The following is a 24,522-nucleotide window of genomic DNA, read 5'->3' as shown; positions in this document are numbered from 1 at the left end:
ACATTGCCAGCACTGTCCATTATTAGCTCGAGCCCGAGCAGTCCTAAATGCGGATCGACGGTTACCTGCCTCCCTACTCGCCAGATCGCGGCCCCCGTTCGGGGACAGCGGTCACGCCCTATCGCGAGGCGCAGCGGGAAGTCGAGGCCCGACGTGAGCAGCCAGCTGCCCCGGCGAGCAGCCAGGGTCTCGAGCAGGCCCCGCAGATTCGTCGCGTGCAGGCCAGCAGCAGTAACTCCGATAGCCTGCCGACGCGAGCGCAGGACCTGGTTTACCAGCAGCCCGCGCTGAGCAACCGCGCTGCCCAGGCGTTGGCCAGCTACAGCACCACCGCTGCCTACGCCAATGAGTACGATGCTCAGCAAGTGCTCGGCCTCGATCTCTACGCGTAACTCCGTTTCATGGCGTGGCTCACGCCCCTCAGCCTGGTCCGTTGCATAGATCGATGAGTGTTGCGCTTCCCTATTTTCTTGGTTGTCCATCCTGGAGCGAAGCGGCCTGGCGCGCCACGCTCTATCCACAGGACACGCGTCCCACGGATTTTCTCGGCCGCTATACCGAAGTGTTCAACGCGGTAGAAGGCAACACCACCTTTTACGCCAGGCCCAGCGAGCAAACGGTCGCCCGCTGGGCGCTGGCGATGCCGGCGCACTTTCGTTTCTGCGCCAAGTTGCCGCGCGATATCAGCCACAGCGAAGACCTCTGCCAGCAACTCGATGAGGTCGCGCAGTTCCGCCAGTTGCTGGCGCCGCTCGGCGCGCGGGTCGCGCCTTACTGGCTGCAGTTGCCGGCTGCATTCGGTCCTTCGCGGTTGGCCGAGCTGGCTACGTTCATCGAGCAGTGGGGCGAATGGCCGCTGGCTGTAGAGGTGCGTCATCCGGAGTTCTTCGCCAAGGGCGATGCCGAGCGTGTGCTCAATCGCCTGCTGCACGAGCGCGGTATCGAGCGCATCTGCCTGGACTCGCGAGCGCTGTTCAGCTGCGACTCGCAGGAGCCGGCCGTGCTCCATGCGCAGGCCAAGAAACCGCGCCTGCCGACCCGGCCCACGGCGTTCAGTCAGCATCCACAGCTGCGTTTCATCGGCCACCCTGAACTGCTGGCCAACGATCCCTTCATGCTGCCCTGGCTGGACAAGGTCGCTGGCTGGATCGAGCAGGGGCTCGCTCCGTACGTCTTCGCGCACACCTCCGATAATCGCCTGGCGCCCGAGCTGGCGCGGCGTTTTCACCAGCAGCTGATGCAGCGCCTGCCAGGCTTGCCGGAATTGCCGGTGCTGCGAACCGAACCGGAACTGGAGCAGCTCGGCCTGCTCTGATGAAGGATGAACATGCTGATACGGATAATCGGTCGTTTGCTGTTTCTTTCCCTGCTGCTGGGCGCCGCACTGCTGGTGGCGCTCTGGCGTGGCTGGGTTGAGGTGGCGCCGCGTTTCAATCCCTGGGCGCCGCTGGACGTGCGAGAAGCGCCAAACCTGCTGACCTCATTCAAGCTCTGGCGCCTGAGCGAGGATCGTGCGCTGTGCGACCTGGCCCTGGCCACGTCCGACCTGCGTTTCACGCGCCTGGATGACAGCACGCCGCACCCCGGCTGCCCGATTGAAAACGCCGTACGCATCCAGGGCGCCGACGTTGGCCTGAGCAGCAGCTTCATGGCCACCTGCCCGTTGGCGGTGAGTTTCGCCCTGTTCGAGCGCCATGGCCTGCAGCCCGCTGCGCAGGAGGTGTTCGGTCAGCCGGTCAGCCGTATCGAACATGTCGGCAGCTTCGCCTGTCGCAGCATCGCCGGCAGCCAGCGACCCAGCCAGCATTCCTATGCCAATGCCTTGGACATGGTCGGTTTTCGCCTGCGCGACGGCCAGCGCATCAGCGTGCTGCACGACTGGCCGGGGGAAGGCGACAAGGCGCGCTTTCTGCGTCTGGTTCGGGACGCGGCCTGCGACAGTTTCAACGTTACTCTGGGGCCGGAATACAACGCCGCCCACCGTGATCACTTTCACGTTGACATGGGCATGTGGCGGATGTGCCGCTAACAGCCTGTTTGCGAGTTGTGACGCGGGCGTGATCCGCTCGCGGCTGCACTGGCTCGCTGCTTCGGCGCAGAGCGGATGTTCATTCTCGATGCGGCTGTCGGCGGCCGGGTCTGGCAGAATGCCGCTCCTTCGATGTCGACCGAGCGGTCGATGCTTTGAGTGATTTTTGAGCAGAACGAACCCATGACCGACGAGCGGCACAACGCCAGCATCCGCATCCAAGCCCTGCGCCCTCAGTACGCCGAAGCGGCGGCCCAGTGGGCGGCGCGCCTGGGCCTGGCTCTCGAGGGGGAAACCGAGTTCGCCCTGCAACTGGGGGATGACGGGCTGCAGCTGGTCGAGTTGGGCGACAAGGCACCCGGCCCGGTGCGGGTGGATTTCGTCGAGGGTGCGGCGGCGCATCGACGTCAATTCGGTGGTGGCAGCGGGCAGATGATCGCCAAGGCGGTGGGCGTGCAATCGGGGATTCGCCCGCGCATTCTCGATGCGACCGCCGGGCTGGGGCGCGATGCCTACGTGCTGGCCAGCCTGGGCTGCGACATGACGCTGATCGAGCGCCAGCCGCTGGTCGCGGCGCTGCTGGAAGACGGTCTGCAACGTGCTGCGCTGGATCTCGACGTGGCGCCCATCGCCGCGCGCATGCGCCTGCTCACTGGCAATGCCATCGAATTGATGTGCGCCTGGCAAGGTGAGCCGCCGCAGGTGATCTACCTCGACCCGATGTTCCCGCATCGCGACAAGAGTGCGCTGGTGAAGAAGGAAATGCGCCTGTTCCGCCCCTTCGTCGGCGACGATCTGGACGCGCCGGCGTTGCTCGAGGCGGCGCTGGCGCTGGCCACCCATCGTGTGGTGGTCAAACGCCCGCGCAAGGCGCCGGCCATCGAAGGCGGCAAGCCCGGCTATGTGCTGGAAGGCAAATCCAGTCGCTACGACATCTATCCGAAGAAGAAATTGGAAGCCGGTGCCTAGAGTGCGCTGTCAGGGCCGATAAGCGCGCAGAAACAGCTGTACCGCGTCCTGCACATGATGTTCCGCGGCGTCGCCCTGCAGCGGCTCACCACAGCCGATCAGCAGGCGGAAATGCGCGCCGCCCTTGAGCAGGCTGAAGAAATGATCGGCGGCCTGGCGCGGGTCGTCCAGGCTCAACAGGCCACGCCTGGCGGCCTTGTGCAGCAGCACTTCCATTTCTTCCTGCACCCGTTTCGGGCCGGCCTCGTAGAACACCTGCGACAGCTTGGAGCCCTGGCTGGCCAGGCTCACCATCATCCGGTGCATCTCCACCGATTCACGGCTGTTGACCAGCGCCAGGAAACCGCGCGCGATTCCCAGCAACTGGCTTTCCAGCGGCACGTTATCCGGCAGCTCGAACAACAGTTCCGGCAGCTGTTCCTCGCACTTGGCCTTGATCGCCGCGGAGAACAGCGTCTCCTTGTCGGTGAAGTGGCTGTACACGGTGAGCTTGGAAACCCCGGCCTCGGCGGCGATGGCGTCCATGCTGCTGCCGTCGTAACCGTTTCGCAGGAACAGGCCCTTGGCCGCTTCCAGAATGGCGCGGCGTTTGGCGGGATCCTTCGGGCGACCGGGACCGGAAGGTTGTAACAACTTGTCTGGCATCAGCAGATTTTAATACTGGACTGGCGAGTTTGCTATTTTTACTATACCCGCCAGTACAAATATTCCAAAGGGCAACTCCGATAGCCTTGGCGCTGGTAGCGCCGTGAGCTTAGGGCCAGCTCCAAACCTTCTTCGAAAGGTCTCACACATGTCCCGCCACGTTCTCCCCTTGATCGCTTCTCTGGGTCTGGTCTTTGTGTTGTCTGCCTGCGGCAATGGTGAGCAGATGGAGCAGCCGGTGCGTCCGGCCATGGTGGTGCAGCCGCAGCCGGCCACCGCCCTGGTGGACAGCTATCCGGGTGAGGTGCGCGCGCGCTACGAACCTGAGCTGGCCTTCCGCATCGCCGGCAAGGTGAGCAAGCGCATGGTGGATGTCGGCGAGCGGGTGAAGAAGGACCAGGCTCTGGCCGAGCTGGACCCGCAGGACGTACGTCTGCAGTTGGAAGCCACGCGCGCGCAGATGACGGCAGCCGAGGCCAACCTGCAGACCGTGCGCGCCGAGCGCGAGCGCTACAAGGCGCTGCTCGGGCGCAATCTGGTCAGTCGCTCGCAGTTCGACAACGTCGAGAACCAGTACCGCGCCGGTGAAGCCCGTCTGAAACAGATCAAGGCCGAGTACGACGTGGCGCGCAACCAGACCGGCTATGCCGTGCTGCGCGCCTCGCAGGATGGCGTGATCGCCCGCCGTGCGGTCGAGGTCGGGCAGGTGGTGGCCGCCGGGCAAACCGTGTTTACCCTGGCCGCCGATGGCGAGCGTGAAGTGTCGATCAGTCTGCCGGAGCAGAGCTTCGGTCGCTTCGAGATCGGTCAGCCGGTCGAGGTGGAGTTGTGGTCGCAACCCGACCAGCGCTTCCCCGGGCGCATTCGCGAGATGGCGCCGGCTGCCGATCCGCAATCACGTACCTTCGCCGCCCGCGTCGCCTTCAGCGAAGGCAAGGTGCCGGCGGAGCTGGGGCAGAGCGCGCGCGTCTTCATCGCCAGCAACGGCGAGGTGCCGCTGGCCGTGCCGCTGTCGGCACTTAGCGCCGAGCAGGGGCAGGCCTTCGTCTGGGTCATCGACCCCAGGGAGCACACCGTGCAGCGCCGACCGGTCCGCGTTGGCGCTTATGGTGACGACCGCGTGCCGGTGCTGGAGGGGCTTTCCGCATCCGATTGGGTGGTGGCCGCTGGCGTGCAGATGCTGCGCGAGGGGCTGAAAGTGCGCCCTGTCGATCGCGATAATCGCAATGTCGAACTGGCAGCCAAGGAGTAAGCGGGCATGAGCTTCAACCTGTCTGCCTGGGCGTTGCGTCATCGCCAGATCGTTCTCTACATCATGCTGCTGTTCGCCGTGGTGGGGGCGTTGTCCTACACCAAGCTGGGGCAGAGCGAAGACCCGCCCTTTACCTTCAAGGCCATGGTGATTCGCACCAACTGGCCGGGCGCCAGCGCCGAAGAGGTTTCGCGCCAGGTCACCGAGCGCATCGAAAAGAAGCTGATGGAGACCGGCGAGTACGACCGCATCACCAGCTTCTCCCGTCCGGGTGAGTCGCAGGTTACCTTCATGGCGCGCGATTCCATGCGCAGCTCGCAGATTCCCGAGCTGTGGTACCAGGTGCGCAAGAAGATCAGCGACATTCGCCACACCTTGCCGCCCGGCATCCAGGGGCCGTTCTTCAACGACGAGTTCGGCACCACCTTCGGCAACATCTATGCGCTGACCGGCAACGGTTTTGACTATGCGGTGCTCAAGGACTATGCCGACCGCCTGCAATTGCAACTGCAGCGAGTCAGGGACGTTGGCAAGGTCGAGCTGGTGGGGCTGCAGGACGAGAAGATCTGGATCGAGCTGTCCAATACCAAGCTGGCGACTCTGGGTCTGCCGCTCTCCGCGGTGCAGCAGGCACTGGAGGCGCAGAACGCGGTGGCGGCTGCCGGCTTCTTCGAGACGTCCAGCGAGCGCATTCAGTTGCGCGTGACCGGGCGCTTCGAGTCCGTGCAGGAGATTCGTGATTTCCCCATTCGGGTTGGTGACCGCACCTTCCGCATTGCCGATGTGGCCGAGGTCAAGCGCGGGTTCAACGATCCACCTGCACCGCGCATGCGCTTCATGGGTGAGGACGCCATCGGCATTGCCGTGTCGATGAAGGACGGCGGCGACATCCTTGTGCTGGGCAAAGCGCTTGAGGGTGAATTCGCCCGCCTGCAGCAGACCCTGCCGCTGGGCATGGAGCTGCGCAAGGTGTCGGATCAGCCGGCGGCGGTGAAGGCCGGCGTGGGCGAGTTCGTCAAGGTACTGGTCGAGGCGCTGGTGATCGTGCTCGCGGTCAGCTTCTTCTCCCTGGGCGTGCGCACCGGCCTGGTGGTGGCGCTGGTGATCCCGCTGGTGCTGGCGATGACCTTTGCCGCCATGTACTACTTAGGCATCGGCCTGCACAAGATCTCGCTCGGCGCGCTGGTGCTCGGCCTGGGCCTGCTGGTGGACGATGCGATCATCGCGGTGGAGATGATGGCGATCAAGATGGAACAGGGCTATGACCGCTTCAAGGCGGCCAGTTTCGCCTGGACCAGCACCGCGTTTCCCATGCTTACCGGCACGCTGATCACCGCCGCGGGCTTTCTGCCCATCGCCACCGCGCAGTCCGGCACGGGCGAGTACACCCGTTCCATCTTCCAGGTGGTGGCCATCTCGCTGATCGCCTCGTGGATCGCCGCGGTGATGTTTGTGCCCTATCTGGGCGACAAGCTGTTGCCGGACCTGGCCAAGCTGCACGCGGCGAAACATGGCGGCAGCGATGGGGGCCATGACCCCTATTCGACGCCGTTCTACCGCCGCGTGCGCGCCACGGTCCAGTGGTGTGTGCGCCGTCGCGGCATTGTCATCCTGCTGACCATCGGCTTGTTCATCGGCTCGGTATTGCTGTTCCGCTTCGTGCCACAACAGTTCTTCCCGGCTTCCGGCCGCCTGGAGCTGATGGTCGACATCAAGTTGGAGGAGGGCGCCTCACTGAGCGCCACGGAGGCCGAGGTGCGTCGCCTGGAGCAACTGCTCAAGGAGCAGCCGGGCATCGACAACTATGTCGCCTATGTCGGCACCGGCTCACCGCGTTTCTACCTACCGCTGGATCAGCAGTTGCCTGCGGCGAGCTTCGCCCAGTTCGTGGTGCTAGCGTCGAGCATCGAGGAGCGCGAGCGCCTGCGTACCTGGCTGATCCAGACGATGAACGACCAGTTCCCTGCGCTGCGCAGCCGCGTCAGCCGCCTTGAGAACGGCCCGCCGGTGGGCTATCCGGTGCAGTTCCGCGTCAGCGGCGAGCATATCGCCGAGGTGCGCGCTCTGGCTCGTCAGGTGGCGGACAAGGTGCGCGAGAACCCGCATGTGGTGAACGTGCACCTGGACTGGGAGGAGCCGAGCAAGGTGGTGATCCTCAATATCGATCAGGATCGCGCGCGAGCGCTGGGGGTCAACACCGCCGAGCTGTCGCGCTTTCTGCAGGGCTCGCTGTCCGGCACCAGCGTCAGCCAGTACCGCGAAGGCAATGAGCTGATCGAGATTCTCCAGCGCGGCACACCGCAGGAACGCAAGGCGCTGAGCTTGCTGCCGAGTCTCGCGGTGCCGACCGACAGTGGGCGCAGCGTGGCCCTGTCGCAGGTGGCGACGCTGGAATACGGTTTCGAGGAAGGCATCATCTGGCATCGCAACCGCCTGCCCAACGTCACCGTGCGTGCCGACGTCTACGGCAGCCAGCAGCCGGCCAGCCTGACCCAGCAGATCCTGCCGACGCTGGAACCGATCCGCGCCGAGTTGCCGGATGGTTACCTGCTGGAGGTGGGCGGTACGGTGGAGGACTCGCAGCGCGGGCAGAAATCGGTGAACGCCGGTATCCCGCTGTTCATCGTGGTGGTGCTGACGCTGCTGATGCTGCAGCTCAGGAGCTTCTCGCGTTCGGCCATGGTGTTTCTCACCGCGCCGCTGGGGCTGATCGGCGTGACGCTGTTCCTGCTGATCTTCCGCCAGCCGTTCGGTTTCGTCGCCATGCTCGGCACCATCGCCCTGGCCGGGATGATCATGCGCAACTCGGTGATTCTGGTGGATCAGATCGAGCAGGACATCAGCCATGGCCTGGATCGCTGGCATGCCATCATCGAGGCCACGGTGCGGCGCTTCCGCCCCATCGTACTGACGGCGCTGGCCGCTGTGCTGGCGATGATTCCGCTATCGCGCAGCGTGTTCTTCGGGCCGATGGCGGTGGCCATCATGGGCGGTCTGGTGGTCGCCACGGCACTGACTCTGCTGTTCCTGCCGGCGCTCTACGCGGCCTGGTTCCGGGTCAAGGAAAGCGAGGCCCGCTAGCGCTACAGACGCGTTCGCGCGTTTCGCGGCAAAGCGCCCGGCGGACATGGCGGGGCAGGTGGCGGATATGGATAATGCGCGGTTTTCGCTGGCCCCGCCCGGGGCCGACGGGACGCCATCGTCCCGTGTTCGTCGGACGGCGCTGCTGCCGTCCCGTCTGGAGTCGTCATGTTCAGCCCGCTCGTCACCTTCCCGGCCCTGTATAGCGCCACCTTACTCATGCTGGCCGGTTCGGGGCTGTTCAGCACCTACATGGGGCTGCGCCTGACCGAGGAGGGAGCGGGCGACGCCTGGGTTGGCGGCCTGATGGCGGCCTATTACTTCGGCCTGGTATGCGGCGGCAAGTTCGGCCATAAGCTGATCGCCAGCGTTGGCCATATTCGCTCCTACGTCGCCTGCGCCGGCCTCGCCACGGTGATCGTGCTGCTGCATGTGCTGGTCGAGCGCCTGGAGGTCTGGCTGCTGCTGCGTTTCGTGATGGGCGCGGTGATGATGAACCAGTACATGGTGATCGAGAGCTGGCTCAACGAGCAGTCCGAAAACCACATGCGCGGCAAAGTTTTCGCCGGCTACATGGTGGCTGTGGACCTGGGCCTGGTGGTCGGCCAGGGCCTGCTGGCGATGAGCCCGACTCTGGATTACAAGCCGCTGGTGCTGGTGGCGATGTGCTTCGCCTCCTGCCTGATCCCGCTGGCCGTGACCCGTCGCGTGCACCCGGCCAAGCTGGTGGCTGCGCCGCTGGAAATCGGTTTTTTCTGGAAGCGTGTGCCACAGGCGCTGGGCAGTATTTTCGTCGCCGGACTGATGGTCGGCGCCTTCTACGGCCTGGCGCCGGTCTACGCCAGCCGCAGCGGGCTGGACACCACGCAGGCGAGCCTATTCGTGGCCATGTGCATCATCGCCGGCTTCTGTGCGCAGTGGCCGCTGGGCTGGCTGTCCGATCGTCTGGACCGCAGCTGGTTGATTCGTGGCAACGCCATCCTGCTGTGCCTGACCGCCATTCCCATGTGGGGGCTGTTCGACCTGCCGTACTGGCTGTTGCTGGCCAACGGCTTCGTCACCGGCATGTTGCTGTTCACCCTGTACCCACTGGCCGTGGCGCTGGGTAACGACCACGTCGAGCAATCACGCCGGGTGGCGCTGTCGGCCATGCTGCTGACCACCTATGGCGTTGGCGCCTGCATCGGCCCGTTGTTGGCAGGTTTCATGATGCAGCACTTCGGACCGGGCATGTTCTACATGCTGGTATCGCTCTATGCCGTGGTGCTGATCTTCTGGGTGCAGCCCAAGCGCGTTACCGGCCAGCATCGGGTCGACGAGGCGCCGCTCAGCCACGTGCCAATGCCGGATACGGTCAGCCCCATGGCCGCAGCGCTCGACCCGCGTGTGGACGAAGTGCCGGAAGAACTGCTAGTGGAAGCGCCAGCCAGCATCGGTCGTTCCGATGGCGAGCCGGACCCACAGAAATAAGCGCACGCAACGAAAAACGGGAGCCATCGGCTCCCGTTCTTTATCCAGTGGCGGACTTATTCGTCCATCTGCGATTGCAGGTAATTCTGCAGGCCGACGGCTGCGATCAGGCTTAGTTGGGTTTCCAGCCAGTCGATATGATCTTCTTCGGAGCAGAGAATCTCTTCGAGCAACTCGCGGCTGGCATAGTCACCGATGCTTTCGCAGTAGGCGATGGCGGCCTTGAGGTCGGCATGCGCCTTGTGCTCGATCTGCAAATCGCACTGGAGCATTTCCTGGGTGTTTTCGCCGATCAGAATCTTGCCCAGGTCCTGCAGATTGGGAATGCCTTCGAGAAAGAGAATGCGCTTGATCAGCTTGTCGGCGTGCTTCATCTCGTCGATGGACTCGTGGTACTCGTGCTCGCCGAGTTTTTTCAGGCCCCAGTCTTCATACATACGCGCATGCAGGAAGTACTGGTTGATGGCGACCAGTTCGTTACCAAGAATCTTGTTCAGGTGTTGAATGACCTTCTTGTCGCCTTTCATGACCGCTCCAGCTGTTTCAATGACCGTGATGGCTTTGAATTTTCTGTCGAGTTCTTTCCGCTGTCAAACCTAAGTTCTTGAAACATAAGTAAAAATAAAACTGAATAAGAATGTTTTTATTCCGCAACTTGGCGCCAAGTTATTGAAAAGGCGTAATAAAAAAGTTGCTGGAAGTTCTACTGCGGCTAAATCGCCTAAAAAGATGAGTGTTTTTATTTTTCAGCGGCCATAAAAAAGCCCCGCAAAGCGGGGCATGAGCACGCAGAATTCAGGCGGCGTGAGCGGAGTGCGGGTCTTGGCTGTCCAGGTAGTCCTGCAGGCGGGCCTGCTGTATTGGCGTCATGAACAGCCCCAGCTTGCTGCGCCGCCAAAGGATGTCGGCGCTGCTGCGCGCCCATTCTTCGCGGCGCAGATAATCCACTTCGCGGGTATAGAGGCCGGCGCCAAGGTGTTCGCCGAGGTCGGCGAGGTTGTGCACGCCTTCGAGCAGGCGCCAGGTGCGGCTGCCGTAAGTGGTGGCCCAGCGTCTGGCCAGGCTAGAAGGCAGCCAGCCATGACGTTCGCACAGAGCCTCGACCAAGGCGCTCTGGCTTTGCAGATCTTCGCCACCCGGCAGCGGTGCACTGGCCGTCCAGCTTGGGCCCAGGTGACTGAAGTAGGGTGCCAGTTGTTGTATGGCCGACTCGGCCAGCTTGCGGTAGGTGGTCAGCTTGCCGCCGAACACCGAGAGCAACGGCGCTTCGCCCGGCGTACCGGAGAGCGACAGGGTGTAATCGCGGGTGATGGCCGACGGCTCATCGGACTCGTCATCGCACAGCGGGCGCACGCCAGCGAAGCTGTGCAGGACGTCGGCCCGGCCGAGCTGTTGTTTGAAGTGGTCATTGACCACCTTGAGCAGGTAATCGGTTTCTTCGGCGGTGATCGCCACCTGGGCGGGGTCGCCCTGATATTCGCGGTCGGTGGTACCGATCAGGGTAAAGCGCTCCAGATAGGGGATGGCGAAGACGATGCGGCGATCTTCGTTCTGCAGGATGTAGGCCTGTTCGCCGTCGTACAGGCGCGGTACGACGATATGGCTGCCCTGGATCAGGCGGATGCCATAGGGCGACTGCTGCTTGAGGTCTTCACGGATGAAGCGCGCGACCCAGGGGCCGGCTGCGTTGACCAGTGCCCGGGCGCGAATCGACAGCAGGCTGCCGTCGTTGCGCTCCAGATGAATATGCCACAGGCCTTTACTGCGTCGGGCGCTGACGCAACGCGTACGTGGGTGAATGTGCGCGCCCTTGTCCCGCGCGGCCATGGCGTTGAGTACCACCAGACGGGCATCGTCCACCCAGCAGTCGGAATATTCGAAGCCGCGGCTGATCTCGGGTTTCAGCGGGCTGCCGGCACCGAAGCGCAGGCCGCGCGAGGCGGGCAGGCGCTCACGCTTACCCAGGTGGTCGTAAAGGAACAGACCAGCACGGATCATCCAGGCCGCACGTAGGTGCGGGCGGTGCGGCAGGATGAAGCGCATCGGCTTGACGATATGCGGCGCCTTGGCCAGCAGCACCTCGCGCTCTGCCAGGGCTTCGCGTACCAGGCGGAACTCGTGGTGCTCCAGATAGCGCAGGCCGCCGTGGATCAGCTTGCTGCTGGCAGAGGAGGTGTGGCTGGCCAGGTCGTCCTTTTCGCAAAGGAACACGGACAGGCCGCGACCGGCTGCATCGGCTGCGATGCCCACGCCATTGATACCGCCGCCAACGACGGCGAGGTCATAGACTTCCGCAACGGGGCTGGTGAATGGATCGTGGGGCATAGGGCACGCTCGGCTATTGGATTCGAATGTGTTTATGTTCACTTTCGAAAATATGCTAGACGAAGATGCGCAGCTTCGCTACCCCGGCACGCGATTGCGCGCCGAGCGGTAGGGGAAGGATCGGGTTTGTTGTAGGGCGGGTGTAACCCGCCGAGACGTTGCTGTCGGGTTGCACCCGCCCTATGCGATAGTCGTCGAGAGGCCAATCAGACCAGATCGAGCTGGACCTTGTGGCTGTGCAGCAGGCGGGTGATGGCAGCGGAGGGGGCGCTGTCGGTGAAGACGCGGTCGACCAGAGCGATGGAGCCCAGGCGCACCACGGCGTTACGCCCGAACTTGCTGGAGTCGGCGGCGAGGAAAACCTGACGCGCATTGTCGATGATGGCCTGTGAAACGCGGACTTCCTGATAGTCGAAATCGAGTAGGCTGCCATCTTCGTCGATGCCGCTGATGCCGACGATGGCGTAATCGACCTTGAACTGCTGGATGAAATCCACCGCGGTCTGGCCAACGATGCCGCCGTCACTGCGCACCGTGCCGCCAGCTACCAGCACCTCGAAATCGGCTTTGGCGCTGAGCTGGGCGGCGACGTGCAGGTTATTGGTGATGATCTTCAGTCCCTTGTGATTCTGCAGTTCGCGGGCAATGGCTTCGGTGGTGGTGCCGATGTTGATGAACAGCGAGGCGTGGTCGGGTATCTGCGCCGCCACGGCCTCGGCGATACGTTGTTTCTCCTCGCGCATCTGCCCGGCGCGCATGCCGTAGGCGGTGTTCTGAATGCTCGAGGCTTCGCAGGCGGCACCGCCATGGGTGCGGCGCAACAGGCCGTGTTCGGCCAGCTGATTGATGTCGCGGCGGATGGTCTGCGGGGTGACGGCGAACGCCTGGGCCAGTTCGTCGATGCTGACGTAGCCGCGCTCGCGGGCGAGATTGAGGATGTCCTGCTGTCGGGGAGCGAGATTCATGAGCGCTTCCTGTGATGGTCAGCCATTATAGGCTGTAGATGCGGAGGATTGCGGCCTGTTAAGGTAGGACATCTTTCACAGCGTTTTCACATTCGAACATGACTCCCGCAATCGATCTGTTGAAGAAGGCCAAGGCCGAACACCGTGTGCACAGTTACCAGCACGATCCCAAGGCGCCGTCCTACGGGCTGGAAGCGGCGGAAAAGCTGGGGCTGGCGCCCGAGCGCGTGTTCAAGACCTTGCTCGCGGCCACCGAGAAAGGCGAACTGCTGGTAGCCGTGGTGCCGGTAGGTGGCAGCCTCGATCTCAAGGCGCTGGCCGCAGCGGCCGGGGCGAAAAAGGCCGACATGGCCGACCCCAATGCAGCGCAGCGCGCCACCGGTTATCTGGTCGGCGGCATCAGCCCGCTGGGACAGAAGAAGCGCCTGCGCACCTTCATCGATGAGTCGGCGCGTCTGCATTCCACCATTCATGTCAGCGGCGGGCGGCGTGGGCTGGAGCTCGAGCTCTCGGCCGACACCCTGGCCCAGCATACTCAGGGACACTTTGCCGCTATCGGCAAAGCCTGAGTCGCGCAGTATGCTGCAAGCAAAATAAGTCATCCTGCGGTCAACTGCAGCGATCGTTGGCAATAACAACAAGGAACCTTGCATGTCTCAATACCTGCTAGCCATCGACCAGGGCACCACCAGCTCCCGCGCCATCATCTTCAGTGCTCAGGGCTTGCCGGTGGCGCGTGCTCAGCAGGAGTTCAAGCAGTACTTCCCGCAGGATGGCTGGGTCGAGCACGACGGCCAGGAGATCTGGCTGTCCACGCTAAAGGTCTGCCGTGACGCCATCGCCAGCAGTGGTCTGCAGCCCGAGGCGATCGCCGCCATCGGCATCACCAACCAGCGTGAAACCACGCTGGTCTGGGATGCTGCGACCGGCACGCCGATCCATCCGGCCATCGTCTGGCAAGATCGGCGCACCGCCGACTATTGCGCCGGGCTCAAGGAAAAAGGCCACGAAGCGATGGTCTCGGCCAAGACAGGTCTGCTGATCGACCCGTATTTTTCCGCCACCAAGCTGCGCTGGATTCTGCACAACGTGCCAGGCGCACAGGAGCGGGCGGAGCGCGGCGAGCTGCGTTTCGGTACGGTCGACAGCTTCCTGCTGTGGCGCCTGACCGATGGCAAGGTGCACCGTACCGGTGCCAGCAATGCCTCGCGTACGCTGATGTTCAACATTCATACCCAGCAGTGGGACCAAGAGCTGCTCGAGCTGTTCGGCATTCCTGCCAGCCTGCTGCCGGAAGTGCTCGACTGCGCCGCCGAGTTCGGCCATACCGAACACGAATTGCTCGGCGCCAGCATCCCGGTGCTGGGCATGGCCGGCGACCAGCAGGCGGCCCTGATCGGCCAGGCCTGCTTCAAACCCGGTATGGTCAAGAGCACCTATGGCACTGGCTGCTTCATGATTCAGAACACCGGCGAGCAGCCGGTGAGTTCGAAGAACCGTCTACTGACCACGGTGGGCTATCGCCTCGATGGCAAGGTCACCTACGCGGTCGAAGGCAGTATCTTCGTTGCCGGCGCCGCCGTGCAGTGGCTGCGCGACGGCATCAAGCTGATCAGTCATGCGCGCGAAAGCGAGGCCCTGGCCGAGGCGACGGGGGAGGCCTGCGGCGTCTATCTGGTGCCGGCCTTCACCGGTCTGGGCGCGCCTTACTGGGACCCGAAGGCGCGTGGTGCCATCTTCGGCCTGACCCGCGATACCGGGATCAAGGAGATCGTCACTGCCGGGCTGCAGTCGGTGTGCTACCAGACTCGCGACCTGCTCGAGGCCATGCGCCAGGACGGGGCGGCGGCGCCCAGTGCGCTGCGTGTGGACGGCGGCATGGTGGAAAACAACTGGGTCATGCAGTTTCTCGCCGATGTTCTCGGCGTCAGTGTCGAGCGGCCCGAAGTCACCGAGACCACTGCGCTCGGCGTCGCCTATCTGGCAGGGTTGAAACTCGGGCTATATCGCGACCTCGATGCCATCGCCAGTCACTGGCATCGCCAGCAGCGTTTCGAACCGCGGATGAACGACGCTCATCGTGAGCACCTCTACGCCGGCTGGCTGGATGCAGTGAAGCGGGTACGCAGCGAGCCCTGATCCGGCCCGTAGGTGCGGCTTCTGCCGCGAAGCCTCAGGGCATCTGGAAAACAGAAACTGTATCTGTTGCAGGTTAACTGGCGCAGGCATGCTGACGCTTCTCATCTGGCCAGGAACGCATCATGCCGCTCGCTTTTCATCAAGTTGACGCTTTTACCGAGCAACCTTTCGCGGGCAATCCCGCCATGGTTTATCGCCTGGATGCCTGGCTGGACGAGCCTTTGATGCAGCGTATCGCCGCCGAGCACAACCTGGCCGAGACGGCATTCGTGGTGAAGGAGGGGGAGGCCTGGCATATCCGCTGGTTCACCCCGACCAGCGAGGTGCCGCTGTGTGGCCATGCGACCCTGGCCAGCGCCAAGGTGCTGTTCGATCTCTATCACGAGGCGGGCGACGTACTGCAGTTCACCTGCCTGTCCGGCGCGTTGCGCGTAACTCGCCGGGGGGAGCGGCTGGAGCTGGATTTCCCTGTGCGTCCAGTGGTGCCGGTGGTTGCGTCGCTGCAAGCCGAGGTCGAGCGCGCGCTGGGACAGCCCGCGCAGCAGGTGTTGGCTCTGCTCAATGCCGATGGCAGCGTGCAGGAATTGATGGTGGTGCTGGCGTCCGAGGCGCAGGTGCGCGGCTTCACTCCCGATCTGCCGGCGCTCGCGGCATTACCGGGCCTTGGCGTGCTGATCACCGGGGCGGGCGAGCGGCATGACTTCGTCTCGCGTTACTTCGCGCCTGCCATCGGCATCGACGAAGACCCGGTGACCGGTTCGACACACTGCATGCTGGTGCCGTACTGGGCCGAATGCCTGGGGCGCAGCGAGCTCAGCGCCTTTCAGTGCTCGGTACGCGGCGGTGAGTTGCTCTGCCGTCTCGACGGTAGCCGGGTGAAGATCGCGGGCCACGCGCGGCATATCGCCAGCGGCCAGCTGATGCTCTGATCAGTTGCTGCTGACCCGGCGCACACCGCCGGAATCGCTCAGTTGCAACTGCGCCGCCACGCTGCCCAGGGCCGGGAAGGCCACCAGGTGATCGGCGGCGATGCGGATGCCCACCTCGTCGCCTGGCTGGTGGTCGGCATGGCTGGGGAAGATCGATTCCAGCTGGCTGCCGGTGGGCAGTTGCAGGCGATACAGGGTCGCGGCGCCGAGGAAGGTCTTGCCGACGATGCGTGCCTTCAGATGGCTGCCTTCATCGGCGACGATGTCATCCGGGCGCAGCAGCACATCCACCGCGCTGCCTTGTGCCCAGGTGTAGGCGCGGTTGCCGCAGATCACGCCGAGCTCGGTCTGTACCGTGTCCGGGCTGAGCAACTGGCCGCGGATGAAATAGCCCTGACCGATAAAGCTGGCGACGAAGGGCGTGAGCGGCTCGTGATAGAGGTTGAAGGGCGTGTCCCATTGTTCCAGGCGGCCGCCCTGGAATACGCCGACATGATCGCTGACCGCGAAAGCCTCTTCCTGATCATGGGTGACCAGAATGGCGCTGGTGCCGCGGGTCTTGAGGATATCGCGGACCTCGTGACTCAGGCGCCGGCGCAACTCGCCATCGAGGTTGGAAAAGGGTTCGTCGAGCAGCAGCAGCTTCGGTTCCGGCGCCAGGGCGCGGGCCAGGGCGACACGTTGTTGCTGCCCACCTGAGAGTTCGTGCGGGTAGCGCTTGGCCAGGTTGCCGAGCTTGACCAGCTCCAGCAGCTCCTGGGTGACGCGCTCGGCGTTGGCTTGCTTGCGGATGCCGAAGGCGACGTTCTCCGCCACGCTGAGGTGGGGGAACAGAGCGTAATCCTGAAACACCATGCCGATCTGGCGTTTTTCCGGTGCCAGGGTGAAACCGGCGCGGGAGATGATCTCGCCGTCGAGTTCGATCTCACCTTCGAGCACCGGCTCGAAACCGGCGATGGCGCGCAGCGTGGTGGTCTTGCCGCAGCCCGATGGGCCCAGCAGGCAGCCGATATCGCCAGCGTTGAGGTGCAGGTCGAGATCCTGCACCACCTTGTGGTTCTGGTAGCCGCAGTTCAGTCCGCGTAGCTGCAGCAGCGGCTGGCTCATGCGTGGTGGTACGCCGGTTCGACCAGCAGTTCGAGCAGCGCCTTCTGCGCGTGCAGGCGGTTTTCGGCCTGATTCCAGGCAACCGAGCGCGTGTCGTCGAGCATGTCGAGGCTGATTTCCTCACCGCGGTGCGCCGGCAGGCAGTGCATGAACAGCACATCTGGTGCGGCGTTATCGAGCAGTGCGGGGGTGACCTGATAAGGGCGGAACAGTGCCATGCGTTGTTCGGCTTCGTCTTCCTGGCCCATGGAGGCCCATACGTCGGTGCTCACCAGATGGGCGCCGGCCACGGCTTCGCGTGGGTCACGCAGCACCTGCACGCGGTCACCGGCCAGCGCGAGGAAGCGCGCGTCCGGTTCGTAACCCTCGGGGCAGGCAACCTTGAGCTGGAAGTCGAACTGAATCGCCGCTTCGATATAGGAGTTGCACATGTTGTTGCCGTCGCCGATCCAGGCCACCGTCTTGCCGGCGATGCTGCCGCGATGCTCGAGGAAGGTCTGCATGTCGGCCAACAGCTGGCAGGGATGCAGATCATCGGACAGGCCGTTGATCACCGGTACTTTCGATTTGGCGGCGAATTCGGTGAGGTTGCTGTGGGCGAAGGTACGGATCATCACTGCATCGAGCATGCTCGACATGACGATGGCCGCGTCGCCGATCGGCTCGCCACGACCCAGCTGGGTGTCGCGCGGCGAGAGGAAGATGGCCTGGCCGCCGAGCTGGATCATGCCGGCTTCGAACGACAGACGGGTGCGGGTCGAGGCCTTCTCGAAGATCATGCCCAGCACGCGATTCTTCAGCGGCTCGAACAGTACGCCGCGGTTGCGCAGGTCCTTCAGCTCGATGGCTCGGCGGATCAACCCCACCAGTTCGTCCGGTGTGTAATCCATCATCGAGAGGAAGTGTCTGACGCTCATCGTTAACTACCTTTATCACTACAGTTCGCAAGCCTGTGCCCGGTGACAAAACCGACAAAAACAGCAGAGCTTGCGGCAGGAGGCCGCAGGGTGCGACGAAACAGGGGAAGGCGCGATCCTATAAGGAAATGACGAGACGGCGCAAGTTGCCGCCCGCGAGCGCGCAGAATCCTGTTTTACAAGCCTTTTTGCCAAAGCTTTGGCGCCAGCGATATCGAAGACTTCAGCGCCTGAATCGGCACCCATGATGCCTGCCGATTCACGGGACGAACGCTGCTGGCGTCGTCCCCAGGCTCGGCCCATAGTGCGAAACCTGCGACCTGACCGGTCGTCTCGGATCAGAACAAGAGGCCAGGCCATGACCAAGTCCCTCCATTACCGTGCGTGCCACCTGTGCGAAGCCATCTGCGGCCTTGCCATCGAAACCGAAACTCAGCCTGACGGCACCATGCAGATCCGCTCGATCAAGGGCGATGCGCAGGACAGCTTCAGCCGTGGCCATATCTGCCCCAAGGCGGTGGCGCTGCAGGATATCCAGAACGATCCCAATCGCATTCGCCAGCCCATGCGCCGTATCGGCGAGCAGTGGCAGGCCATCGACTGGGATGAGGCGTTCGAGCTGGTGGCGGAGCGCCTGAGCGCCATCCAGGCCGAGCACGGGCAGAACGCCGTGGCCGTTTATCAGGGCAACCCCAGCGTGCACAACTACGGGTTGCTGACTCACAGCAACTACTTCCTTGGCCAGATGAAAACCCGCAATCGCTTCTCGGCCACCTCGGTCGACCAGCTGCCGCACCACCTGACCAGTCTCCTGATGTATGGCCACGGCCTGCTGATCCCGATTCCCGATATCGATCACACCGACTTCATGCTGATCCTCGGCGGCAACCCCCTGGCCTCCAACGGCAGCATCATGACCGTGCCGGACGTGGAAAAGCGCCTGAAGGCCATCCAGGCTCGTGGCGGCAAGCTGGTGGTGGTCGACCCGCGGCGCAGTGAAACCGCGGCCATCGCCGATCAGCACCTGTTCGTGCGCCCCGGCAGCGATGCCGCGCTGCTGCTGGCGCTGCTCAACACCCTGTTCGAGGAGGGCCTGACCCGCGACAGCCATCTGCCGGTGGAAGGGCTGCAGCAGGTGCGCGCGGCGATCGCCGACTTCCACGCCGAGGCGATGAGCGCTCGCTGTGGTGTGCCGGCTGAGACCATTCGGCAACTGGCGCGTGATTTTGCCGCAGCCGACAAGGCGGTGTGCTACGGCCGTATGGGGGTGTCCACCCAGGCTTTCGGCACGATGTGCCAATGGCTGGTGCAACTGATCAATCTGGTGACCGGCAATCTGGACCGCGTCGGCGGCGTGCTTTGCACCTCGCCGGCGGTGGATCTGGTGGCGAGTACTTCCGGGGGCCATTTCAATCGCTGGCAGAGCCGCGTGGCCGGCCTGCCGGAATATGGCGGCGAGCTGCCTGTCTCGGCGCTGGCCGAAGAGATGCTCACCCCCGGTGAAGGGCAGATCCGCGCGCTGGTCACGGTAGCCGGCAACCCGGTGCTGTCGACGCCCAACGGGCGCCAATTGGAGCGGGGGCTGGACGACCTGGATTTCATGCTCTCGGTGGATTTCTACATCAACGAAACCACCCGTTACGCCGACCTGATCCTGCCGCCGACCGCGCCGCTGGAGCATGATCATTACGACACCACCTTCAATGTGTTCGCGGTGCGTAATGTCACCCGTTTCAACGAGGCTGTGCTGGCCAAGCCGGACGGCGCACTGCACGACTGGGAAATTTTCGTCGGTCTGGCCAAGGCCTTTGCCGCGCGCAACAACCTTGAACTGAAGCCGACCATGGCGCCGGAGCAGATGATCGACATGGGTCTGCGCTTCGGCGCCTATGGTGATCGCAGCGAGCACAAGCTTAGCCTGGCCAGCTTGCGCGAGCATCCCCATGGTCTCGACCTGGGACCTCTGCAACCGAACCTGGCGGCACGGCTGAAAACTCCGAGCAAGGCCGTGCAGGCGGCGCCCGAGCCGTTGCTGGCGGACCTGGCGCGCTTTGCCGGGCAGGAGCAGCCTGGCGCTAATGAACTGCTGCTGATCGGCCGCCGCCATGTGCGCAGCAACAATTCCTGGATGCACAACTATCACCGTTTGGTAAAGGGCAAGCCGCGTCATCAGTTGCTGATGAACCCGGCGGACCTGGCCAGTCGTGGCCTGGCCGATGGGCAGCGGGTACAGGTGCGTTCGCGCGTCGGCAGCATCGAAGTGGAGGTGGCGGCCAGCGACGAGGTGATGGCCGGTGTGGTCAGTTTGCCGCATGGTTGGGGCCACGCCCGGCCGGGCGTGCAGTTGGACATCGCCCGTGCCCAGCCCGGCGCCAGCGCCAATGACCTGACCGACGACCGCCGCCTCGATGCACTGTCCGGCAATGCGGTGCTCAATGGCGTGCCGGTTGAGGTGGTGGCTGCTTAGTTCGAATACGATCCGGGGTCGTATTGAGGCAATGTGGCGACGGCAAGGCCGAGCATTATGCTCGGCTTTTCGCTACAATCGCGCCACCGTGGCGACCGTCGGGTCGCGAAGTCTATGCTGAGGTGCCCCATGGATATCATCGAAACCATCAAAGAGCAGATCGCCAACAACACCGTTCTGCTGTACATGAAAGGCTCGCCCAACGCCCCGCAGTGTGGCTTCTCTGCCCGTGCTGCGCAGGTGGTGATGGGCTGCGGCGAGAAGTTCGCCTATGTCGACATCCTGCAGAACCCGGAAATCCGCGCCAACCTGCCGAAGTACGCCAACTGGCCGACCTTCCCGCAGCTGTGGGTCGGTGGTGAGCTGGTCGGCGGTAGCGACATCCTCACCGAGATGTACGAGAAGGGCGAACTGCAAACCCTGATCAAGGACGCCGTAGGCAAAGCCGAGGCCTGATCGCCGCGCTCGCAAAAAAGAACCCGCCTAGGCGGGTTCTTTCATTTCTGCCGCAGGCTTTCTACTTCTGCAGCCATTGGCCGTTCAGCTGGATGAACTGGCCCTTGGGCGTGCGCTCGATGGCCTTCTTGCCGGCGATGGCTTCTACGTCGTTCAGGCTGATGCCGTTGTCCTTGGCCACTTTCTGGTATTCGGCGCGGCGTGCCTGATTGATCAGGCGCGCGATTTCGTCGGCCTGGCCGCCGGGCTTGACCACACCCAGATAGCCGTTGGGCTGCTCGCCGAGCTGGCCGCTGGCCTTGGCGTCGCCCAGGGCACTCATGGCCTGGTTGAGGTTCAGCGCATAGGCCGGCAGGCTCAGGGTCAGCGCCAGGAGCAGGGTCGAAATATATCGGGTCATCATGCTTCTCCTTAGAACAGGCCGCTGTCTTCGTTGAAGACGTTGTCCAGCGCCTTGTCCACCTTGATGTAGATCTCGTGCTCGACCTTGACGTTGAGGTTGATGTTGATCGGCTCGTTGGGCATGGCCAACTGCACCGTCGGGGTACAGGCCTGGCACAGCAATGCCAGACTCAGGGCGGCGAGGAGGCGGTACGTGCGCATGGCGCTACTCCTTGGTTTCTTGAGGGACACGCTGGCGCATCCGTTGCTGAATCCGTTGCTGGATGATGTCGCTGACCTTGTCGGTCAGTTGCAGGCTCGCCAGCAGGGTCGGAATGTCTTCTTCAAGGTTGATGTTGAAGTGAATCGGACGGCCCTGTTCGATGGCCGGGTTCTGTCCATGTAGACGCATACCGAGGCGCAGTGTGCCGGACGGCTCGTAGTCGAGGCTACTGCTGAGCAGATCGTAGTGGAAGTCTTCCAGCGCGTCGGTGACCAGCTTCATACCCGGGTTGGCCTGGCCCATGGCACGGATGCGCGGCGATTGAAAGCGCAGGCGGCCGCCTGGAGCGCGCGCTTCGATCAATCCCTGCTCGATGCTGATCGTCTCGCTCAGGCGCAGCGGCAGGGTACCGTCGAGCAGGCCGTTGCCCTCCAGCCCCTCGGCCGGATACACGCGAAACAGCTCCTGCAGGTCCAGGCCGCTGAGCTTCAGGGGCAGCAGCTGGCTGGGTTGGTCCAATGCCCAGGTCGCCGGTTCCAGGCGCAGGTTGCCGCCAAGAATGCCCAGCTCGGCGCGCTGATGGCTGAGGCTGCCGGCCAGAGGGCGTTGCAGGCTGGCCTTATAGCTGGCCTGCAGCTGCAACGGGCCGAGGGCGATGCCTGGATCGATCTGTTTCGCGCTGAGGCTGGGCAGCTCCAGGGTGAGGCGATCGCCAGCCAGTTGCAGGCGCAGTTCGCCGTCCACACCGCTCAGCGTGCTGCGGTCGTAGATGCCGGCCAGACCCTTGCCGCTCAGGCGAGCGCTCAGCTGCAGAGGCTTGTTGGCGGGTAGGCGCAGACTGGCTTCGCCCTGCAGGCGGCCGTTGTCCAGGGTCAGCAATGGCGGCCAACTGGCCAGGGTTTGCGCCAGCGGGTTACCGGCGCGCAGAAAGAGTTCATCGAGCGTGGCCTTCAGCACCAGCCCGTCGGCGCTGTTGTTCAGGCCCAGGGCCAGGCTCAGGCCGGAGTCGACCAGCAGGGCGCCATCGAGCGCCTGGCGGACGCTGTCGGCCTGCAGCCGGCCCTGCCATTGCCAGCTCTGGGGCTGCAGTTGCGGATGCTGCAGGCTCTGCACGCGCAGCGCCAGTGGGCCGGACAGCGTAGGTGCAGTCGGCGCGCCGATGATGCCGAGGCCGGCCAGGATCAGTTGCGCCTGCTGCAGGTCCAGCTCGGCGACGCGCAGGCGCTGGATGGCCAGGCGCGAGTCGTCGGCGACCGCCAGTTGCAGTTGCTGCGCCGTGGCATTGCCGGATAGCGCCAGGTTCAGTCGCAGGCCATCGGCGCGAGTAGCACCCAGATCGACGCGTTTGCTGCGAGCTTCGAGCCGCAGCTGGCGCACGTCCAGCGCCCAATCGCGCGACTGCTGCAGGCCGAGTTCGGCGTTCGCCTGCACCTCCAGCGCGCCTTGCCCGCTGAGCGTGAGGCCTACGGCCAGTTCGTTGTCAGCGCTGCCTTGTAGCGGCACCAGCTGCATATTTAGCTGGCCTGGCTGCAAACCGCTTGGCAGGGCGGTCAGCCAGGGCGCGTCCTGCGCGTCGAGTTGCAGGTCGCCGTGCAGCTTGCGCGCCTGCCAGACGCCTGTGGTATTGCGCAGGTCTAGCTGCAGTTCACCGCTGAGCAGGCCGACGCCGGGCATTGGCCAGGGCTGCGGCAGCTGGGCGTCGACACGCAGCCATCCCGGTGCGACCAGCAACTCGCCGAACTGGCGGGTGCTCTGCGGCAGCTGCAATTGCCACTGCGCGATGATGCCGGCTTGCTGCGGCGTCGCTGGCAGGTTGGCCGTGTCTAGTGATGTCCATTCGCTCAGCCAGACGGCGACCCAGGCGATTTCCTGTAGCGGTGCCAGTAGCAGGTCGCCGTTCCATTGCAGTGCATCGCCCTGAGCGGCCAGGTCGCTGCGCAGCTCCAGTTGCTGCTGTTCATCGAGGTGCAGGGTCAGCTGCAGTTGGCGTGGGCTGTCCAAGGCGCCGTCGAGCCCCTGTAAGCGCGCCTGCAAGAGTGCGCTGTGGCTTTCGCGTAGCAGTCGCAGGCGCAGCTGCAGGGCATCGCCCAGGCGCTGCAGGTCGAGCTCGCCATCGACTGCGCACCGGCCCTTGGCGCACGGCAGTTGCGCCTGTACATCGCGCAGTTCGATCTGCCTCGGCAGCCAGGGCAGGGCGTCAAGTATCGTCTGGAGGGTAACGTCCAGGTCGCTGTCTGCCGGGTTCTGCGCTGCTGTCTCGGCCGGCAGCCAGTCCACTCGCAGACCCTGTGCAGCCAGGCGGTAGCGCGGCGTTTCGCTGGCCAGCCATTGCAGCTGCAACTGCCTGGCATGGGCATGCAGTTCGCCCTGCTGACGCTGCACCAGGCTCACCTCATGCAGTTGCAGACCGCGCCAGGTTAGGCTGAAGCCTTGCCAATCCAGCTCGACATGCTGTGCTTCCAGCAACTGCTTAACGCGATAGCCGGCGTAGCCGGCCAGTAGCGACAACAGCGCCAGAATCGCTACGCAGATGCTCAGCCAGAAACGCCGGCGGCTCATGAGTTCTCCTTGCCAAGGCCTGTTGCGCGACGGTACCCCATGCTCCGGAGGGTGCCAAGCCGCTCCATGGCGTTGTGTATGGCGCTGGCACGACCATGCGCCCTGGCTGTGCACAACCTCAAACGCAAGCATGCGCTGATTGTGTTCGGCGAGGGGAAAGCTGGCGTTTTTATGGCGCGTTCAGCCTTCTCCCTCAGTCGAGTGGGTGAGAGGAAGCCAAGCGCCTGCTGTCTTGGGTGAACAGATCGCTGCCGTTTCGCTGTGCGCCGTTTCTGCTGCGGGAGCCGTTAGCGCAGCCCGCATGAACACTGCATTGGCCGTTTGCATGCCCCGAAACAGAGCGCTGCGCGGATATGTCGCAGCGAGTTGTGCACAATGCTGAAGCAGGCTGTCACATCACTGTCAGAAACGCCGCTAAGCGTTTGATTTTTCGTGGTTGATTTTTAAGTCAATGAAAAATATGAATTTTTCCCATTGGCGAAAAAATCGACAGTTTGTCTCAAAGCCCCTAACCATCGGGCCTTGCACCTCTTTCGAGCAAGTTGTTCACGGACTTATCCACAGCTTCTGTGGATTGTGACGGAACTCTTTTTAGCAGTGGCAATCGA

General features: G+C 63.7%; 21 protein-coding genes. 12 read left to right on the top strand and 9 right to left on the bottom strand.

Features of this window, described 5'->3' with window-relative positions; all coding sequences use genetic code 11:
* Positions 1–47 precede the first annotated feature (47 nt).
* The 4 genes from P3C50_RS10155 to P3C50_RS10140 all read left to right on the top strand — a co-directional run bounded on the left by P3C50_RS10155 (position 48) and on the right by P3C50_RS10140 (position 2,998).
* Positions 48–392 (top strand): hypothetical protein, encoded by a 345-nt coding sequence (locus P3C50_RS10155; RefSeq protein WP_197856272.1) that lies wholly within the window; start codon positions 48–50, stop codon positions 390–392.
* A gap of 53 nt (positions 393–445) precedes the next feature.
* On the top strand, positions 446–1,315 hold the full coding sequence (locus P3C50_RS10150) for a DUF72 domain-containing protein (RefSeq protein WP_275545910.1): 870 nt from the start codon (positions 446–448) through the stop codon (positions 1,313–1,315).
* Between the two features lie 12 nt (positions 1,316–1,327).
* Positions 1,328–2,029, top strand: a complete 702-nt coding sequence (locus P3C50_RS10145; RefSeq protein ID WP_275545909.1) for an extensin family protein — start codon at positions 1,328–1,330, stop codon at positions 2,027–2,029.
* A gap of 183 nt (positions 2,030–2,212) precedes the next feature.
* The gene (locus P3C50_RS10140) at positions 2,213–2,998 is read left to right on the top strand and encodes a class I SAM-dependent methyltransferase (protein WP_275545908.1); all 786 of its coding nucleotides are present in this window, start codon (positions 2,213–2,215) and stop codon (positions 2,996–2,998) included.
* A gap of 9 nt (positions 2,999–3,007) precedes the next feature.
* Here the strand turns inward: P3C50_RS10140 and P3C50_RS10135 are convergent, their stop codons facing one another.
* Positions 3,008–3,643: a TetR/AcrR family transcriptional regulator gene (locus tag P3C50_RS10135; RefSeq protein ID WP_275545907.1), complete on the bottom strand. Its 636-nt coding sequence runs from the start codon at positions 3,641–3,643 to the stop codon at positions 3,008–3,010.
* A gap of 148 nt (positions 3,644–3,791) precedes the next feature.
* Here P3C50_RS10135 and P3C50_RS10130 point away from each other — a divergent pair, with 148 nt between their 5' ends.
* The 3 genes from P3C50_RS10130 to P3C50_RS10120 all read left to right on the top strand — a co-directional run bounded on the left by P3C50_RS10130 (position 3,792) and on the right by P3C50_RS10120 (position 9,446).
* Complete coding sequence (locus P3C50_RS10130) at positions 3,792–4,895, top strand: efflux RND transporter periplasmic adaptor subunit (protein WP_275545906.1); 1,104 nt, start codon at positions 3,792–3,794, stop codon at positions 4,893–4,895.
* A gap of 6 nt (positions 4,896–4,901) precedes the next feature.
* Entirely contained in the window at positions 4,902–7,976 is a 3,075-nt protein-coding gene (locus P3C50_RS10125) for an efflux RND transporter permease subunit (protein ID WP_275545905.1), read from the top strand.
* A gap of 168 nt (positions 7,977–8,144) precedes the next feature.
* Entirely contained in the window at positions 8,145–9,446 is a 1,302-nt protein-coding gene (locus tag P3C50_RS10120) for an MFS transporter (RefSeq protein WP_275545904.1), read from the top strand.
* A 56-nt stretch (positions 9,447–9,502) separates the two neighbouring features.
* Here the strand turns inward: P3C50_RS10120 and bfr are convergent, their stop codons facing one another.
* From bfr to P3C50_RS10105, 3 genes are all read right to left on the bottom strand, one after another.
* Positions 9,503–9,973 (bottom strand): bacterioferritin, encoded by a 471-nt coding sequence (bfr, locus tag P3C50_RS10115; protein WP_197856265.1) that lies wholly within the window; start codon positions 9,971–9,973, stop codon positions 9,503–9,505.
* 268 nt (positions 9,974–10,241) lie between these two features.
* Positions 10,242–11,771, bottom strand: coding sequence for a glycerol-3-phosphate dehydrogenase (gene glpD, locus P3C50_RS10110; protein WP_275545903.1), 1,530 nt, complete (start codon positions 11,769–11,771; stop codon positions 10,242–10,244).
* Between the two features lie 206 nt (positions 11,772–11,977).
* Positions 11,978–12,736, bottom strand: coding sequence for a DeoR/GlpR family DNA-binding transcription regulator (locus P3C50_RS10105; protein ID WP_275545902.1), 759 nt, complete (start codon positions 12,734–12,736; stop codon positions 11,978–11,980).
* 98 nt (positions 12,737–12,834) lie between these two features.
* Between P3C50_RS10105 and ybaK the strand changes: the two genes are divergently transcribed.
* From ybaK to P3C50_RS10090, 3 genes are all read left to right on the top strand, one after another.
* Positions 12,835–13,305, top strand: coding sequence for a Cys-tRNA(Pro) deacylase (gene ybaK, locus P3C50_RS10100; RefSeq protein WP_275545901.1), 471 nt, complete (start codon positions 12,835–12,837; stop codon positions 13,303–13,305).
* Between the two features lie 82 nt (positions 13,306–13,387).
* Positions 13,388–14,875, top strand: coding sequence for a glycerol kinase GlpK (glpK, locus tag P3C50_RS10095; RefSeq protein WP_275545900.1), 1,488 nt, complete (start codon positions 13,388–13,390; stop codon positions 14,873–14,875).
* A gap of 122 nt (positions 14,876–14,997) precedes the next feature.
* Positions 14,998–15,804 (top strand): PhzF family phenazine biosynthesis protein, encoded by an 807-nt coding sequence (locus P3C50_RS10090; protein ID WP_275545899.1) that lies wholly within the window; start codon positions 14,998–15,000, stop codon positions 15,802–15,804.
* Here the strand turns inward: P3C50_RS10090 and P3C50_RS10085 are convergent, their stop codons facing one another.
* Both P3C50_RS10085 and argF read right to left on the bottom strand, forming a co-directional pair.
* Positions 15,805–16,911 (bottom strand): ABC transporter ATP-binding protein, encoded by a 1,107-nt coding sequence (locus tag P3C50_RS10085; RefSeq protein WP_275545898.1) that lies wholly within the window; start codon positions 16,909–16,911, stop codon positions 15,805–15,807.
* Positions 16,908–17,828, bottom strand: coding sequence for an ornithine carbamoyltransferase (gene argF / locus P3C50_RS10080; RefSeq protein WP_275545897.1), 921 nt, complete (start codon positions 17,826–17,828; stop codon positions 16,908–16,910). Before argF ends, P3C50_RS10085 begins: the two co-directional genes overlap by 4 nt.
* Before the next feature lie 358 nt (positions 17,829–18,186).
* Between argF and P3C50_RS10075 the strand changes: the two genes are divergently transcribed.
* Together P3C50_RS10075 and grxD are read left to right on the top strand one after the other, a co-directional pair.
* Complete coding sequence (locus P3C50_RS10075) at positions 18,187–20,295, top strand: molybdopterin oxidoreductase family protein (protein ID WP_275545896.1); 2,109 nt, start codon at positions 18,187–18,189, stop codon at positions 20,293–20,295.
* A 129-nt stretch (positions 20,296–20,424) separates the two neighbouring features.
* Positions 20,425–20,751 (top strand): Grx4 family monothiol glutaredoxin, encoded by a 327-nt coding sequence (gene grxD / locus P3C50_RS10070; RefSeq protein ID WP_179574230.1) that lies wholly within the window; start codon positions 20,425–20,427, stop codon positions 20,749–20,751.
* Between the two features lie 61 nt (positions 20,752–20,812).
* Here the strand turns inward: grxD and P3C50_RS10065 are convergent, their stop codons facing one another.
* From P3C50_RS10065 to P3C50_RS10055, 3 genes are read right to left on the bottom strand one after another with little or no spacing between them, the layout of a single operon-like run.
* Complete coding sequence (locus P3C50_RS10065) at positions 20,813–21,151, bottom strand: YdbL family protein (RefSeq protein WP_197856256.1); 339 nt, start codon at positions 21,149–21,151, stop codon at positions 20,813–20,815.
* Positions 21,152–21,162: 11 nt separating this feature from the next.
* On the bottom strand, positions 21,163–21,354 hold the full coding sequence (locus tag P3C50_RS10060; RefSeq protein ID WP_024309303.1) for a YnbE family lipoprotein: 192 nt from the start codon (positions 21,352–21,354) through the stop codon (positions 21,163–21,165).
* 4 nt (positions 21,355–21,358) lie between these two features.
* Positions 21,359–23,914, bottom strand: coding sequence for a YdbH domain-containing protein (locus tag P3C50_RS10055; protein ID WP_275545895.1), 2,556 nt, complete (start codon positions 23,912–23,914; stop codon positions 21,359–21,361).
* Between the last annotated feature and the right edge of the window lie 608 nt (positions 23,915–24,522).

Source organism: Pseudomonas sp. Marseille-Q0931 (genome assembly GCF_940789645.1).
Classification (GTDB): domain Bacteria; phylum Pseudomonadota; class Gammaproteobacteria; order Pseudomonadales; family Pseudomonadaceae; genus Aquipseudomonas.
Note: the sequence above shows the minus strand (reverse complement) of the source record. Positions and strands in the feature narration are given on the sequence as shown.